The sequence below is a fragment of the Pseudoalteromonas tunicata genome (assembly GCF_002310815.1).
GTDB classification, from domain to species: Bacteria; Pseudomonadota; Gammaproteobacteria; order Enterobacterales; family Alteromonadaceae; genus Pseudoalteromonas; species Pseudoalteromonas tunicata.
On sequence record NZ_CP011032.1, the window covers coordinates 1,518,812 to 1,533,652 of the forward strand.

General features: G+C 39.4%; 12 protein-coding genes. 4 read left to right on the forward strand and 8 right to left on the reverse strand.

Annotation, left to right across the window (positions count from 1 at the left end; translation table 11 throughout):
* Nucleotides 1-15 precede the first annotated feature (15 nt).
* The gene (locus PTUN_RS07105; protein WP_009839536.1) at nt 16-2,727 is read left to right on the forward strand and encodes a 7TM diverse intracellular signaling domain-containing protein; all 2,712 of its coding nucleotides are present in this window, start codon (nt 16-18) and stop codon (nt 2,725-2,727) included.
* A gap of 72 nt (nt 2,728-2,799) precedes the next feature.
* The gene (gene yjjX / locus PTUN_RS07110) at nt 2,800-3,339 is read left to right on the forward strand and encodes an inosine/xanthosine triphosphatase (protein ID WP_009839537.1); all 540 of its coding nucleotides are present in this window, start codon (nt 2,800-2,802) and stop codon (nt 3,337-3,339) included.
* A 32-nt stretch (nt 3,340-3,371) separates the two neighbouring features.
* Here the strand turns inward: yjjX and yjjG are convergent, their stop codons facing one another.
* The 3 genes from yjjG to PTUN_RS07125 all read right to left on the reverse strand — a co-directional run bounded on the left by yjjG (nt 3,372) and on the right by PTUN_RS07125 (nt 7,363).
* Nucleotides 3,372-4,052 carry a pyrimidine 5'-nucleotidase gene (gene yjjG, locus PTUN_RS07115; protein WP_009839538.1) on the reverse strand — a complete coding sequence of 227 codons (681 nt, stop codon included), beginning with the start codon at nt 4,050-4,052 and terminating at the stop codon, nt 3,372-3,374.
* 138 nt (nt 4,053-4,190) lie between these two features.
* Entirely contained in the window at nt 4,191-4,763 is a 573-nt protein-coding gene (locus PTUN_RS07120) for a hypothetical protein (protein ID WP_009839539.1), read from the reverse strand.
* A gap of 152 nt (nt 4,764-4,915) precedes the next feature.
* A complete protein-coding gene (locus tag PTUN_RS07125; protein ID WP_009839541.1) occupies nt 4,916-7,363 on the reverse strand; it encodes a TonB-dependent receptor plug domain-containing protein in 2,448 nt (815 codons plus the stop codon).
* Between the two features lie 672 nt (nt 7,364-8,035).
* On the opposite strand from PTUN_RS07125, the gene PTUN_RS07130 reads away from it, so the two are divergent.
* On the forward strand, nt 8,036-8,335 hold the full coding sequence (locus PTUN_RS07130) for a hypothetical protein (RefSeq protein ID WP_096035241.1): 300 nt from the start codon (nt 8,036-8,038) through the stop codon (nt 8,333-8,335).
* A gap of 89 nt (nt 8,336-8,424) precedes the next feature.
* On the opposite strand, the gene PTUN_RS07135 is transcribed toward PTUN_RS07130, so the two are convergent.
* Together PTUN_RS07135 and PTUN_RS07140 are read right to left on the reverse strand one after the other, a co-directional pair.
* Nucleotides 8,425-10,584 carry a S46 family peptidase gene (locus PTUN_RS07135; protein ID WP_009839543.1) on the reverse strand — a complete coding sequence of 720 codons (2,160 nt, stop codon included), beginning with the start codon at nt 10,582-10,584 and terminating at the stop codon, nt 8,425-8,427.
* Between the two features lie 336 nt (nt 10,585-10,920).
* On the reverse strand, nt 10,921-11,364 hold the full coding sequence (locus tag PTUN_RS07140; RefSeq protein WP_009839544.1) for an energy transducer TonB: 444 nt from the start codon (nt 11,362-11,364) through the stop codon (nt 10,921-10,923).
* Between the two features lie 186 nt (nt 11,365-11,550).
* Here PTUN_RS07140 and PTUN_RS07145 point away from each other — a divergent pair, with 186 nt between their 5' ends.
* Nucleotides 11,551-11,823, forward strand: coding sequence for an acylphosphatase (locus tag PTUN_RS07145; RefSeq protein ID WP_040644118.1), 273 nt, complete (start codon nt 11,551-11,553; stop codon nt 11,821-11,823).
* Here PTUN_RS07145 and PTUN_RS07150 read toward each other — a convergent pair.
* The 3 genes from PTUN_RS07150 to umuD all read right to left on the reverse strand — a co-directional run bounded on the left by PTUN_RS07150 (nt 11,810) and on the right by umuD (nt 14,814).
* Nucleotides 11,810-12,712, reverse strand: a complete 903-nt coding sequence (locus PTUN_RS07150) for a substrate-binding periplasmic protein (protein WP_040644119.1) — start codon at nt 12,710-12,712, stop codon at nt 11,810-11,812. The genes PTUN_RS07145 and PTUN_RS07150 overlap by 14 nt on opposite strands.
* A 441-nt stretch (nt 12,713-13,153) precedes the next feature.
* Nucleotides 13,154-14,413 carry a Y-family DNA polymerase gene (locus tag PTUN_RS07155; RefSeq protein ID WP_009839547.1) on the reverse strand — a complete coding sequence of 420 codons (1,260 nt, stop codon included), beginning with the start codon at nt 14,411-14,413 and terminating at the stop codon, nt 13,154-13,156.
* On the reverse strand, nt 14,401-14,814 hold the full coding sequence (umuD, locus tag PTUN_RS07160; protein WP_040644120.1) for a translesion error-prone DNA polymerase V autoproteolytic subunit: 414 nt from the start codon (nt 14,812-14,814) through the stop codon (nt 14,401-14,403). The genes PTUN_RS07155 and umuD overlap by 13 nt, the downstream gene beginning before the upstream one ends.
* Between the last annotated feature and the right edge of the window lie 27 nt (nt 14,815-14,841).

A 14,841-nucleotide genomic window follows, 5' to 3' on the forward strand; every position in this document is an offset into this window, starting at 1 on the left:
GCGGTAAATGTAAAAGTGAAGTACGAGTTTAAGGGCGGGAAAATATTATCGGCAGTATTTTTATTGCTGTTTTTTGTCACGAGTTTTTTTTCAGTGGCAAATGCAGTTGAGCCTTTAAAAACCTTTATTTTGACCACCGATACTTTGCAAGATAATTTATTAGTTGAAGGGCAGTTATTTAGCGCCACCGATAATCAATTCCCGAGCGATTTTGATACAATAGACGAATGGCTTGCCACTAAAAAGCCGTTGGAGGAAATCAGTTATTTTGGTGGGCAATACTGGTTCATTGTTAAATTAGAAAACAAAACCAATCAACAGGATATGGTGTTTTATCCTTATAATACTGTGATGGACAGTATTAAATCTCATATTTACTCTCCCAGTTTTACCCAAAAAGTTGAAACCGGTGCTCAGTTTCAAACAGAATTTGATTATCATTACGGTAACCGTGTTTTTGTTGCAAAAGATAAGCCTCATTATATTGTCACCTTATTCACCAGTGAATATTTTTACACTCCTGCAAAACTTGTATTAGTGCCAGAGCAAGAGTTTGAGAAAAAAGTAACTAATGAAACCGTTATATTATTGCTTTGTTTAGGTTTTGGTTTAGCTTTAGGCTTTTATAATCTACTGATTTATATTGGATCGCGAGATATCACCAACCTCTATTATGCTATTTTTACGGTGACATGGATTTTTGCTTGGGTATTCTTTTTTCACTTACCCAAAGAGTTGTTTGATATCCATAATTCAAGCTTGCATTGGGTTGGATTTACCTTAACGCCTATCACTAATATTTTGTTTTATAATCATTTTTTAAAGTTAAGAGAGGCTGCACCACGCCAAGCTAATATTTCATTAACCATAGGTTGGGTTGCGGCGCTCGGTATTCCATTTGTAATGTATTCGCCAGGTTTTGGTTTTATCTGGGCTTCATTAGTGACAGGCATTGCCATGATGTTTGGTTTTTATGTTGGTGTCTGTGCCTGGCTAAGAGGATTTAAGCCTGCTAAATATTTTATTATGGCCTATTTGGCGATGTTTTTACCGAACATGTTTGCCAATATGACTAACCTTGGCGTATTGCCGCCGATTGATTTTAACTTGTACTTATTAGGATTGATTGGCACTACATTAGATGCGCTGTTATTGGCATTTGCTGTCGCAGATAAACTGCGGTTATTGAATAATGAAAATTTCGAACTGACAAAAAATTTAGAAGAAAAAGTCTTTTTGCGCACTCAAATGCTTGAACAAATGACCCATGAGCTACGTGATGCAAATGAAGCAAAAAGCCGCTTTTTAGCGAATATGAGTCATGAAATTCGCACACCTATGACCTCAATTATCGGTTATGCCGACGGCATTATTTTAGGGGATATTGAACCTCGAAATCATGCTAAAGCTGTGCAAGTTATCGCGCAAAATGGCAATCATGTTCTTGGCATCATTAATGACATTTTAGATATGTCGAAAATTGAGGCGAACAAGTTGGAAGTGGAGTGGATTGAAACCGATTTGTTTGCCACCATTGCCAATGTTGAGTCTATTTTAGGTAAGCAAATTCGTGATAAAGGACTTGAATTTAAAGTGCTGTATGAGTTTCCTCTACCAAATAAAATTATTATTGACCCAACTCGCTTACGGCAAATTTTGCTGAATCTGACTAATAACGCAATGAAATTTACAGACTATGGCGCAATCACTTTAATCGTGTCTTTTAAAGACGAAAAGTTGATTATTCGAGTCAGAGACAGCGGTATTGGTATGACTAAAGAACAAACTCAAAAGCTGTTTGAGGCTTTTTCGCAAGCGGATACCTCCACTACGCGCAAATATGGTGGTACAGGTTTAGGGTTGAATATTTCTAAAAACTTGGCTCATAAGTTAGGTGGTGATATCTCGGTTAAAAGTGAGATAGGTAAAGGCTCGGAGTTTATTGTGACGTTGACATGTCGCTTGGCCCATAACAATCGCATGATCAAAGATATGCTTGATTTGATTAAATTGCCTGATACGGGTTATCAAGTAGAGCAGGCGCCACAAAAACTGACAGGGACAGTATTGCTGGCAGAAGATCACCCCGATAATCGAGCATTGGTAAAACGTATTTTAGAGCGAATGGGTCTGCAGGTTACGGCAGTGGCAAACGGGCAAGATGCGGTACAAGCAACGCTAGATGACGAATTTGACCTTATTTTGTTAGATATTCAAATGCCAGTGATGGACGGGATTCAGGCCATCAGTATTATTTTAGCAACTGGTTGTACTACACCAATTATTGCCCTTACTGCTAATGCGATGGATCATGAAGTGCAGCGCTATTTAAAACTTGGTTTTAGTGATCATTTAGCTAAACCGATTGATAGAACGATTTTTGTCAAAAAAATCTCTCATTATTTGCAAGTCGAATTAGATGACGACATTGAGTTATCTCCCGCGGAACTTGCTAAGTTAAAAGCTAATTTTGTCAAAAGCCTGCAAGAAAGCATTAGTTCGATAGAGTTACAAATGCGCTCTAAAAGTTGGCAAGATTTGGCGCTAAACGCTCATGCTATTCGAGGGGCTGCTGGCATGTTCGGCTTTGAACACATCAGTGAACTAGCCAGTCTGCTTGAAAGTACGATAAAAGAAAAGGGTGAGGCTGACATTGTATTGGCAACCGATGCCTTATTACTTGAAATCAAAAACTGCTTTTCAGAACACGCTTCACACGATATCTAAACGCTTGATTAGGGATGTCTGTGCTCTTTAATTGTGGCACAATTACACATCGGGTGTTTTTTAGGTTAAGTCATGTTTCCCACAATTCAAGTTAGAGTCGGGTCTACCAATCCGGTCAAAGTTAACGCAGTTAAAACAGCGTTTTCGGCGGCATTTGTTGATCATATTATCGAGTGTATTGCGACTGATGCGCCTTCAGATGTTGCTGCTCAACCAATGACAGAGCAAGAAACCTTGCAAGGCGCCATTAATCGTGTGGCATTTTGTCAGCAATTTGCGGCCGATTATTATGTTGCTATTGAAGGCGGAGTGGATCATTTTAGTTACGGTGCTGCCACCTTTGCATATGTTGTGATTGCTAACGCAAACGAACAACATGTTGGCAGAGGCGCAAATTTGCCACTGCCTACCGCGATTTATCAATCCTTGCTTGAAGGGAAAGAGCTCGGACCCCTGATGGATGAGTTATTTAATACACACAATATTAAGCAAAAAGGTGGGGCGATTGGGTTATTAACCAATGGGCTTGCGAACCGAGAAGGTAATTATCACCATGCATTATTGCTTGCATTGGCGCCATTTTTGCATCCAGCTTTGTTTGCAAAGCAGTAACAATAAGGCCGTACTGATACGGCCTTATTAATTTAAGATTTAAGATTTAAGATTTCAATTAATTGCGCCATATTGCTGATATTAAACGTAGGCGCAGGCTCTTGAGGTATGGCCAATTGTTTTGGGTTATACCAACAGGTATCAAATCCTGCTTTTTGACCGCCAATGACGTCAGGTACAAAGTTGTCACCCACCATCAGTACTTCTTCTTTAGCGACATCGCCCATCAAATTAAGGGTGTAATTAAAAATACCAATATCAGGTTTAGCAACACCCGCTTGCTCAGAAGAGACGACAATCTTAAACGTGTCGGTTAAGCCAAGTTTTGCCAAGCGCACACTTTGCAGTGCTTCAAAACCATTGGTAATAATACCTAACTGAGCCTGACCTTTTAGCGCACTTAATAACGGTGCAACCCCTTCAATAAGCTGGGTGATATTGGCCATCGATTGCAGAAAACGACTGTTTAATGTGGCTGGTGCAATATCGAGTTTACTTCCCCATTGCGCAAACCGACGATGTTGTAATTGCTCTGCATTGATTTGCCCAAGTTGAAAGGCGTGCCATAAAGGCTGGTTTGTTGCTTGATATTGGGTAAAATCTTCTTGGCTGAACGCAACGCCAAACTCGCTAAACATGGCCTGTAAGCCCGCGTATGCATCGAAATGAAACAGGGTTTCATCGGCGTCAAATAAAATCCACTTATAGTTCAAAACAGTACCTTTTTAACAATCGAGGAGTAGCCAGTTTAAAGGCTATGGTATTATTTTGCAGTAATAAATTGTAACTGGACTTTAATCGCGCTGTGGCAAAGCAATGGCCTTGCTCACAGCAACAGCAAGTGTGTGAGGTTAGTGCATACGATAGGCTAAGCTATCGTTGCATGTATTGTTGTTTTTAGGTGTATTTGGTCCAACAACTTGCAGGTATTGATAGCTCATACCACCTAGAGTGGGTTTGATACTTTCCTCGAACTGTTGTGCTATGGATTCTATTTGGCTTGCTGTTTTTTCTAACCTATCAAAATCAGCTTGATGCTGTGCTATGAAGTTTTCTAGTTGCTTAGCGGCCTGTTCTTGTTTTGCCAGCAGAGTTTTATTTATGGTGAGCGTATGCTCATTTTCAACAACTGCTAATTCGGTTATGGCTGATATTTCAGTTGAGTAGGCATTTATTTGTTGTTCAATTTTTTCAATTGGCGACTGAGCTATTTCAATCGCTTTTTGTGCTGTCTCCAGTTTTTGATAGAGCGTAATTTGAGGTGCTGTCATTGGTATATCGGCGACTTGGTTGCAATTATTGTAGGCTTGTATCCGATATTCGGTTGCCGTATCACTGGCAGTGTGATAGGTCGTTGATGCTGTTGCCGCAAGCGCAATGAGGATGCACGGGAGTGCGATTAGTAATGGATTAAAGTGTTTCATGCTGACTATCCTGTGTGGTTAATGGTGTTAGGCCGTTTATCAGTTAGTCGTGCAGGAGCTGAAAATAGTTTGTTATGGATTATTATTTTTTGTCGTTTATAAAAAAGACGACCGAAGTCGTCTTTAAAGGTATCGTTTTTTAAATAAATTACTTAAAAACGGTAGCTGGTGCTGAGATAGAAAGTACGACCCACAACATCATATAAACTTGGGATTGTATTCATATCGTTACCATCTGGAACGTATTCAGGATCGGTATCAAGCAGGTTTTTAACGCCCCCGTTAATACGCCATTGATCATTCACTTCGTAGGCAGCACTTACGTTGTGATAAACCACATCATCGGTAGTGTATTTATCACCATCGTTATTGCCATCCATACCTTGAATATACTGCGCGTTATAGGCAAGCGTCACTGCATCAGTTAGATTGTAATCAACCGTAAAGTTGGCTTTTAGTTTTGAGTATCCACCCATATTGCCATCAATAGTCCCTTCATAATTAATACCATCTTCTTTAAATTCAATTAAATAAGTAGTATCTAACGTGATACGGTAACTATCTTGGCGGTAGCCGATGTTCCAATCAATCCCAGATGTTTGTTGCGAACCAACATTGGTTAAAACCGATGTCATATCCGATAAATCACCAGCAGGTGTGATGTTAATTGAATCACATGCTTGTTGTTGACCGGCAAAACAATTATTCATTTGGTTTTGTACATTTAAACGGCTGATAGCGTCGGTAATATCAAATGACCAGTAATCTAATGTGCTTGATAAACCATCAGTGATTTCCCACACCATACCAAAGGTGAATGATTCACTTTCTTCAGGTTGTAAGTTTAAATCGCCCGTATAGTTCACTAAAATTTGTGCATCGGGTGCATTGCCCCACGGATCGTCTAAGTAATCGAACGAACCTGAGTTACCGCCGTAAAGTTCAGCAACATTTGGTGCTCTAAAGCCTGTTGCTGCAACTGAGCGCATCATAAACTCATCGTTGAAACGGTATGTTGCACCCACTTTCCAAGTTACTGCTGTACCAAAGGTTGAGTAGTTATCAAAGCGAGTTGCCGCTTCAAGTGATAATTGATCGTTCACTGGCATTGATACTTCGCCATAAACAGACTGTACCGAGTAGTTACCTGAAGTAGGGTCTTGTTGTGCTGCGGTACTTTCACCTGCTTGAGTAATTAAATCAGGGGTATAAAAACCACTTTCAAAACGGTTTTCAATACCTACGGCATAGCCTAAGTCAAATGAAGTCACACCGCTTAATCCTGCTGCCATGATGAATTGCTCATTGCCACCTTTGTTGGTTTCGGTGTACATGGTACCTTGGCTGGCTAAAAAGTCGCGCGAGAGTGCATCACCGCTGAACCATAAATCTTGGTTAGCATAAATGCTCTTTTCCATGTTGCCGGCGTGAATTGAGTTTTGTACTTTATCTTCAGAATCATTACGACCATAGGTGACAGATACATCCCAGCTTGCATCTGACTCTAGCTCACCTGTAATACCTAAAGAGAAACGGTATGTATCGGTTACTTGCTCCGAAATACGTGGGCCTGCATCGGTCATGCGACGGCGGTAGTTTAATTCTTGCGCTACATTACCATCGGTGTCTGCAAAAAGTTGCGAGTATTTATCGGCAAGTTTAGCGCTTAATAAATCGATGTTGGCTGGTTGTGGTGCCATTTGTTGATTTGATTCACGACGAGTGTACATTAAGTCTGCATTAATGCGTGTATCTGCGTCTAATTCAGTGGTGAAGCTTGAAAATGCACTGAATAATTCGTTAGGTGTTTGAGCGTAACTATCTTGAGTAAAGTCATAGCAGTGTTGACGTTTTTTAAAGCCACCTTGACCATCTGGTGTTTTGCCACCTAATGTACCTTCAGGTATAAATGATGAACAACCAGGTTCAACATGATCACGATCGGCCTGAATAATTTTGCCACGTTCTGAGAATTGTGCACCAATGACCAAGTTACCACCGGCAAACTCAACACCATGCAATATACTCACGCCACCACTTGTACCATCACCTTGAGCTGTTTCGCTAACATCCGCGGCGATTTTAGTGCCTTCAAAATCTTGTTTTGTGATGATATTAACGACACCAGCAATAGCATCTGAGCCGTATACCGCAGATGCGCCATCTTTCAATATTTCGATTGATTTGATCATCGCCACAGGAATGGTATTTAAATCAACAGATGAATCAGCACCTGTGCCTGATGCCACCATACGACGGCCATTTAATAATACCAAGGTACGATTAGTGCCCATACCGCGAAGGTTAACTGTGGCAGAGCCACCTGAACCATTATTTGATGTAGCACCTAGGTTCATACCTGCCGCAACAGGTTGCTTTGATAAAATCTCTTCAACAGATGCATAACCACTTTGTGCGATTAACTCAGCTGAAATTACTGTTACAGGGCTTGCGGTTTCCATATCCGTACGATTAATGCGAGAGCCTGTTACTTGAATTGTCTCAATGGCATCAAGAGACGATGTTTCTGCAACACTGACGGTACTATAAAAAAGGGGAAGTGCAGCAAGCACTGCTAAATTCAGAGACGTTTTGTTCATTTGGACCTACTTGTTGTTAATAAAACAGAGCCAACAGAGTGTGATTTTATTGAGAGACTGTTGGAGACGACACGCAAAGTAGGATTTTGAAACTGAACGGCAAATGAATGGTAGGTTGTTTATTGTTCTTATTATTTTGTTTTACACAATTAAAGTGGTTTTTAGTTTGAATGTGAATTATTTGTACAAATAAAAACACTTTAGATTCATCATACTAGATAATTTTTAAATGGCAATTGAAACAAGTGTAATAGTTATAACTTGATATGTAATCAAATGTAATCGGTATAATAAAAGTCCTATAAAAATGGTTGGTTACAATTGATTTACCTATTTTTAATCCTTAGCTGATGTCCCGTAAAACTTTGTTTTCAAACCAACTGTATCCAAAAACAACAGCGAGTTTTTTGTGACATTAAATGCTCTTAAAAATAGCCTTTTTGGCGTATTTATTGTGCAATTATTACCTGGTTATCATCCAGTGTGTTTTTAAAATCATCATTTTTTGATGCTGCTACTATTAATTTAATTCATTCAATATGAACTTAGTTCTATGCTCATCATGGTGAAAAAAGGGGGCATTAATTGGAATTATGCAGTAAATAGATGGCAAACAGGTTACACTGCGCATAGATAAATTAGTGATTAAAGTTGTGAGTCCAAAAGATGAAAATGAGTAAAATTTGCCAGCGTTTAAACGAAAAACTATTAGCGGTACTTGCACACATGAGCGAAGAGGCAAAACAAATAGAGGGTTTTAGCCATTTAAGCCATACCGTTGAGTTTGATTGTTTTCCGGGTAGTTTATTAGTGCATTATCATTTTACGGATACACAAACATTGCGTATTGCACTTGATAGCCATGTTGAAACTAAATTACAAAAACAACTGCATAAGTTACTTTTTAAAAAGGGGATTTTATTAAAAGACCCTAAAATGAATTTAAAGCTACAAGGGCCAAAGCAGCTGTAATTCTTTAGCTTAGCTTAGCCAACACGAGTTATATTGTGCTCGTATTTGGCTTACAGAAATTAAAAAGGGCGCTTGTGCGCCCTTTATTGTTATTTAACGATATTCATTTCATCTAATAAATTTTGTGCATTATCTACTTTATCCATCACCCACAGCATGTAGCGTGAATCAACATGGATTGAACGATTAAATTCAGGATTGTAATCCCAATCGCCAATAATACTTTCGTACACACCATCAAACAGTAAGCCTACAAGTTCAGCTTTACCATTTAAGGTTGGGGAACCTGAGTTACCACCGGTTGTATCTACGTTTGATAAGAAGTTCACTGGTACGGTGTTCATGCCACCGGTGTAGTCACCAAATAATTTTGCTTTAATCAAATCTTGCTGTTTTTTCGGCGCATTAAATGGATCTACATCGGTGTTTTTGGCTAATAAACCTTCTAAAGACGTAAATGGAGTGGCAACTAAACCATCTTGTGGCGAATAGCCACCCACGGTGCCGTATGTGACGCGTAATGTGCTGTTGGCATCGGCATAGACAGGTTTATTTTGTGCTTTGTTAAAGGCAATAATAGCCGACATAAGCTGTGGGCGAGCAGCTTGTAATTTACCTGCAAGTGCTTTGTCTTTATCTTCCTCAGCTTTCATTACCGCAAAAATTGCATTTGCGTATTGGATGAAAGGATCTTGGCTGTTTTTAAGCTCATTAAATGGCTGTTGGTACAAGGCTAAACGTGCCGCTTCATCATTAAGTGCTGAGCTGGCATACATTTGTGCAAGTAATTCACTGTGTTTTGTTTTATCAAAACCGTTTTCTAATTTAAACGCTTTGTCGACTTCAGCAAAACGCTCTTCTTTTGGTAACGCAGCATATAGCTCTAAAAAGTGCAGTAAAATAGCTTGGTCAACTGTCGCATCAAAGCGGCGAGTCATGCGTTTTAAACTTGCTTCAAAACGTGGTAAATCACGTTCTTGATAGCCTGATTCACGTTCGGCATCAGGTTTTTGCATTTCATATGATAAACGATATAAACCACGGGCTGTGCTAATCATTTGTGAACGATGAACATACCCTAACATGCGGTCGCGTTCATTATGCTCTTGTGATTGTGCCACTAACGTTGACAATTCCTTTAAGACTTTGCCATATTGTTTTTTACGTTTTCGGTCGCTATTGATCCACGCACTTAGCTCTTGCTCAAACTGTTTTTTACGTTCAAACATGGTGCCTTTGTTAAAGCTTTCAATCATTGAGCCGTAGTTTTTAATGTAGTTATTGTAGCCTGCGATAGTGCTTTCATAAGCAATACGAGCTTTGCTGCCATCTTCTGAGTTTTCTTCAATCAGTGATACATATTTTGAGTTATGTTCACGTGATTTTGGATAACTGGTATTAAAGGTGTAATCAACCTCAGCCGCAATGCGATAGCGATTGGTGCGACCTGGATAGCCCGTTACCATAACAAAATCACCATCTTGTACACCTTTAGCACTCACACTGAGGTAAGACGCTGGCACATATGGGACGTTATCTTGGCTAAACTCAGCTGGTTTTCCATCTTTGCCAACATAAGCGCGGTAAAAGGCAAAATCACCGGTATGGCGCGGCCACATCCAGTTATCGATATCGCCGCCATATTTACCTACACCCATTGCTGGGGTGTACGCTAAGCGTACGTCTTTAATTTCAAGCGATTTAATTAAGTAAAACTCTAATCCGCCGTGGAATGAATACACATTACAACGGTAGTTTTTATCGGCTTCACATTCTGCCACTAAGGCTTTTTCATTTTTCTCTAGGGCATCATAACGAGCTTTTGCATTGAGCTTTTGTGTGCCTTTAATTACTTTATCGGTCACATCAGTCACAGTTTCTGTTACATAAACACGCGAGCCAGGTGCTGCAGGTAAGTCTTCTGCAGGTGACTTGGCTAAAAATCCATTTTCTAAAATATTATTTTCAGGTGTTGAATTATATTGAATTGAACCATAAGCACAGTGATGGTTGGTGACAACTAACCCTTGTGGTGATACAAATGAAGCAGTACAACCACCTAGGCTGATAACGGCGTTCATTGGAAATTCAGTCAGTTTTGAAATTGATTTAGCATCAATTTCAAGCCCTTTAGCTTTTAATATTGATTCAAGCTCAGGAAGTTGGTGTGGTTGCCACATGCCTTCATCGGCAATAGCTGTACCACAAAGTGCAAGCGATAGCGTTGCAACAAGAGGTTTTAAGCGCATTTTTTGTTCCTTATTGTTATATCTCATTTAGGGTACGTGTATTGCGCTATTGACGTCAATGGCTCTGCGACGAGCTGTTATAATATAACGCTAATTAACCTCAATACTGGGTATAAATCTATCTCAGGCAGCTATTTTTAACGCTAACAGCGTTGAATTCGCTTGCAATAGATCCGCTATTGACGCACCAATCCGCCTCGTTACCCTTGAAAAGCCGCTTGCTAGAGATGAATTAAAATTAGATATCTAATTTTAATTCAAAGTATTGGTAAATATCTTATCCAGAATTGAGGTTAATTATACTTGGAACTTATGTAAGAGGAGTAAGGTGAACGATCATGTTTTTGAACAAGGTAGCTTTGCTTGTGTTTGACACCGAGCTTGAGCGCTTTCAATGCTATCACCCCCCAAACAATAATCTAAACGAATAACTTGCTCGCTCGCTGCTGCAACTTGGCCTGCTTGAGGTTGCCACTTAAAGCGTTTTAACGTTTTAATCGTCTCTTTAGCTAATGATTTTTTGTTCGTTACCTCTGAGATTAAGCTCACTTTGTTTGTTTTGCCCTCGGCTGAAATTTCAACATTAAAAATGCCACAGCCGATAATCATTTGTTTTGCTAATTCAACAGGGTACTTAAGTGGTAGTTGGCTGCTTGCTTGCCAAATTGCTTGCTCACTAGAGGGAGTTATATGCGTAAAATTAACATCACCAAAATATGTATTAGCTTGGCTAATTACTGGGACGCATAACAAAGAACCGATGATAAATAATGTGCGCATAGAATATCCTTTTCATTTAAAAGAGAGTGTAAATTTATAGGGTTTTAATCCTAAAGATTACCTAGTTTAGGTTAATGAAAAATCCCCCAAATGGAAACTGTTTTTTATAATATCCGTGCTTACACTTGGTACTTTTACATTACTTAGCTAGCTTTGCTTAAATAATCATCAAAAGGCTAATGTGTTATGACAATGAGAACATTTAGAGTGATTGTGAGCGGTAAAGTACAAGGGGTTGGTTTTCGTGCTGGAGCACAGCATTATGCATTGAACCATGGAATAAGTGGGTATGCGAAAAATCTAGCTCATGGCGAGGTTGAAATTGAAGCCACAGGTACAGAATCTCAATTAGTTAATTTTGCTCAATATCTTGAAGAAGGGCCTAAAACTGCTGATGTTCTAACTGTTGCATGGGATTATGTGCAGTTAAAGCAATATCAAGAGTTTAAGATTTATTAGCCGCTGCGTAAGGTGAAAACCATAATTGTGGATTATTAAGGGGTGTCAAGCTCGGTAATTGTGTGTTTTCGAGTTTGATTATGTGCTTTTCGGTTAATTTGGCTTTGGCTATTTCGTTGGCAAAAAATTGTTCAAATAACTGTGTGAATTCACCATTTTCATGCATTAACATCAGGCCTTGCTCGACAGCCTTAGCTAAGTCTTTATCTTTTTTATTAAAAAAGAAGTACATCGCAGAGGGGTAGTGCAATGCAATGTGTGGCACCACAGCAAATTCGTCTTTATCACTGCGGTGATCTAACTCCCAATTGATTTCTATAATACTGCGGGGAAATACATCTCCTCGGCCTTTTAGTAACATATTGAATAAGGCCTCATAACTTACAGCCGTGCTTACAGTAAAGCCATTTTCTTTTAAAACTTCGGTATCAGGCCAATCATGGCCTTGTAAATACACTAATTTGCTAAATCGCTCGGGATTTTTGTAACCTTGAAGCTCTTCAATTCTTTGGGCTTGGGTCAATAATAAACGCCAGCCATATAAGCCTTTATAAATTGGTACTCGTACCGGTAACAAATCTTGTTCGCGCTCTTGATTAGTCATGGTCCAAGTTACGGTGAGATTTTTACCTATGGTGAGTTCTTTAAGTGCGCGACTTTGTACCATCACATTGTTGGTATGGCGTAATGAATAATCTAATTGGCTATGACTAAGTGCTTTTTTGAGTAAAATTAATGGATACCAAGTTTCTAAATCTTCATCCCGTGAAGGTCTTGGGTAAATAATGTCAATTGTATCGGCCGATGTTGAGGGCGTTAAACGGGCTTCATCAGCAAAAAGGAGAGGGCAAAGCGCGAGTAGTAACGGCAAAAACATCCAATGTCGCATTCTGTCACCTTATTTTCAATCGTGATTTTTAGTTTAGTTGATAATAGCGCATCACTTAAGTAAAAATTGTACCACACACTAGAGAATTGAAAAATTAGCATTTTTTATTGAAGGTCGTTTAGATTAAGGCAGCGTTTTTGAGCTAAATAAACGTAATTCTTTAATTATTTCAGCTTTATTAACCAATTCGAAAACCTCCCCAATGTTTGCTATGTGCCTAAATAAGTGCTGAGAAGTCGTGCATGACTTCTTCCATATCGGTATTAGGAATGGGCTGGTAATTTGAGTCGAATAATTGAGCTTGTGTGAGTGCTCCTTTTTGTAAGGCGAGTTCAAATACAGTGCCATATCCGCAGCTGCTTTAAGTGCAACATTGGCGATGAGCGGCAAGGACAGGTTTAAAAAGTATTGTATAGGGTCGCCAATTGTTTTTGGTTGATGCTAATTACAGTCGACTACAGGGATATCAGACCAGCGGGTGGTGTATTGTGGCGATAATAATGCGCGTTTCATTTGCCAGTGCTGCGTTTTTTTTTCGCAGGCAAGAGAAAGAGTACCTGTGCCATAGCGTTTATTAATCGAATCTAAGCACTTCATGAGTTCTGGTTGATCTGTGGTTGTTGCAAAAAGATCTTTTTGCTGAAATTTGCTATCGGCCAGTTCAATCGCCCCAACCCCACAACGATAAAATCGCGTATTGGCTTTAAATATTTGTGGCAATACTTCGGCGATAGCGTTGGCAATTACAATAGTGTCACAGGTGGGCACTGCAAAATCATAGAGAATGGATTTTTTATAATAGTTGTCTTCGTGAACCGAACTGGATGCAAAAATCAGCAGTTTTTTGGTTAACGAATGCTGATTTCGAAGTTTTTTGGCAACAATTGAGCCATGAGTAACCAGTGCTGCATTTAAAGTGTGGGCATCAAAAATTCGTTCACCAAAACTGCGAGTTGAAAAAATCTCTTTTTTATTTTGTTTAACATCATCCCAACTTAAGCAGGTTATTCCGTTGAGCTCGTTGATGGTTCGCTCTACCACCACGCTAAATTGTCGTCTCATCATTTTTGGGTTTTGATTGGCGAGATCGAGCGCAGAATGGATGCCTAAAAACGTTAACTTTTTGCCAAGGCGTGAGCCAATCCCCCAAACATCGGTTACGCTCATTTGTGACAAAATATTTTTCCGTGATTGTTCATCATTAATCACGGCTACGCCTCGAAACCCAGCCAGCTTTTTGGCGGCATGATTGGCTGCTTTTGCAAGAGTCGGTGTTGGGCCAAAGCCAACCCCAACAGGTAAGCCCGTTTCACGCCATACAGCTCTGCGAATGGTTTTGCCATAGGTAAACCAATCACTGATGATATTTTGAAAACCTGTAAACTGTAAAAATGATTCATCGATAGAATACACATAATGATTATCACAATATCGGTTGATCACCGTCATCATGCGCTCACTTAAATCCGCATAAAGCTCATAATTAGAAGAACGAACCACTACCTTATGTGCATCTAAAAAAGGTTTCACTTTAAAATACGGCTGGAACTTTGGAATGCTTAATTTTTTAGCGATAGGGCATACAGCGCAAATACAGCCATCATTGTTAGTTAATACCACTACGGGTTTAAATCGTATTGCAGGGTCAAATACTTTTTCAGCACTGGCATAAAATGAAACAGCATCGACTAACGCATACATTTTGTGAGCTCGGTTGTGTGCTTATGTAAGCGAATTGAGCAAGTTACTACTCCCTCAATTTTAAAATTGTCATCTTGATTGACAGCCACAGCAGCGTAATTATGAGAAGCAGAAATTAATAACTGATTTGTTTTATCTATGATTTTACAGACAAAAGATCCATTAAAACTAGCCACTATTACATCACCATTATTAATATCGAGTGCTCTGTCGACAATTAAAATATCACCATCAAAAATTCCTACGTCTTGCATCGAGGCACCTGAAGCCAAGCCAACAAAAGTCGCCGATGGGTGTTTTATTAATAGCTCATCAAGTGAGAGGCCAAGTTCTTTGTATTCAGCAGCAGGAGACTCAAACCCTGTGATCCCCGCTTCAATGTAAATAGGTATGACAAACATAACAACAACCATATACTGTAGTTATAT

Coding starts and splice junctions, on each gene's coding strand:
- yjjX (WP_009839537.1), top strand. CDS start 2,800: ATGTTTCCCACAATTCAAGTTAGAGTCGGGTCTACCAATCCGGTCAAA.
- PTUN_RS07120 (WP_009839539.1), bottom strand. CDS start 4,763: ATGAAACACTTTAATCCATTACTAATCGCACTCCCGTGCATCCTCATT.
- PTUN_RS07125 (WP_009839541.1), bottom strand. CDS start 7,363: ATGAACAAAACGTCTCTGAATTTAGCAGTGCTTGCTGCACTTCCCCTT.
- PTUN_RS07130 (WP_096035241.1), top strand. CDS start 8,036: ATGAGTAAAATTTGCCAGCGTTTAAACGAAAAACTATTAGCGGTACTT.
- PTUN_RS07135 (WP_009839543.1), bottom strand. CDS start 10,584: ATGCGCTTAAAACCTCTTGTTGCAACGCTATCGCTTGCACTTTGTGGT.
- PTUN_RS07140 (WP_009839544.1), bottom strand. CDS start 11,364: ATGCGCACATTATTTATCATCGGTTCTTTGTTATGCGTCCCAGTAATT.
- PTUN_RS07145 (WP_040644118.1), top strand. CDS start 11,551: ATGACAATGAGAACATTTAGAGTGATTGTGAGCGGTAAAGTACAAGGG.
- PTUN_RS07150 (WP_040644119.1), bottom strand. CDS start 12,712: ATGCGACATTGGATGTTTTTGCCGTTACTACTCGCGCTTTGCCCTCTC.
- PTUN_RS07155 (WP_009839547.1), bottom strand. CDS start 14,413: ATGTATGCGTTAGTCGATGCTGTTTCATTTTATGCCAGTGCTGAAAAA.
- umuD (WP_040644120.1), bottom strand. CDS start 14,814: ATGTTTGTCATACCTATTTACATTGAAGCGGGGATCACAGGGTTTGAG.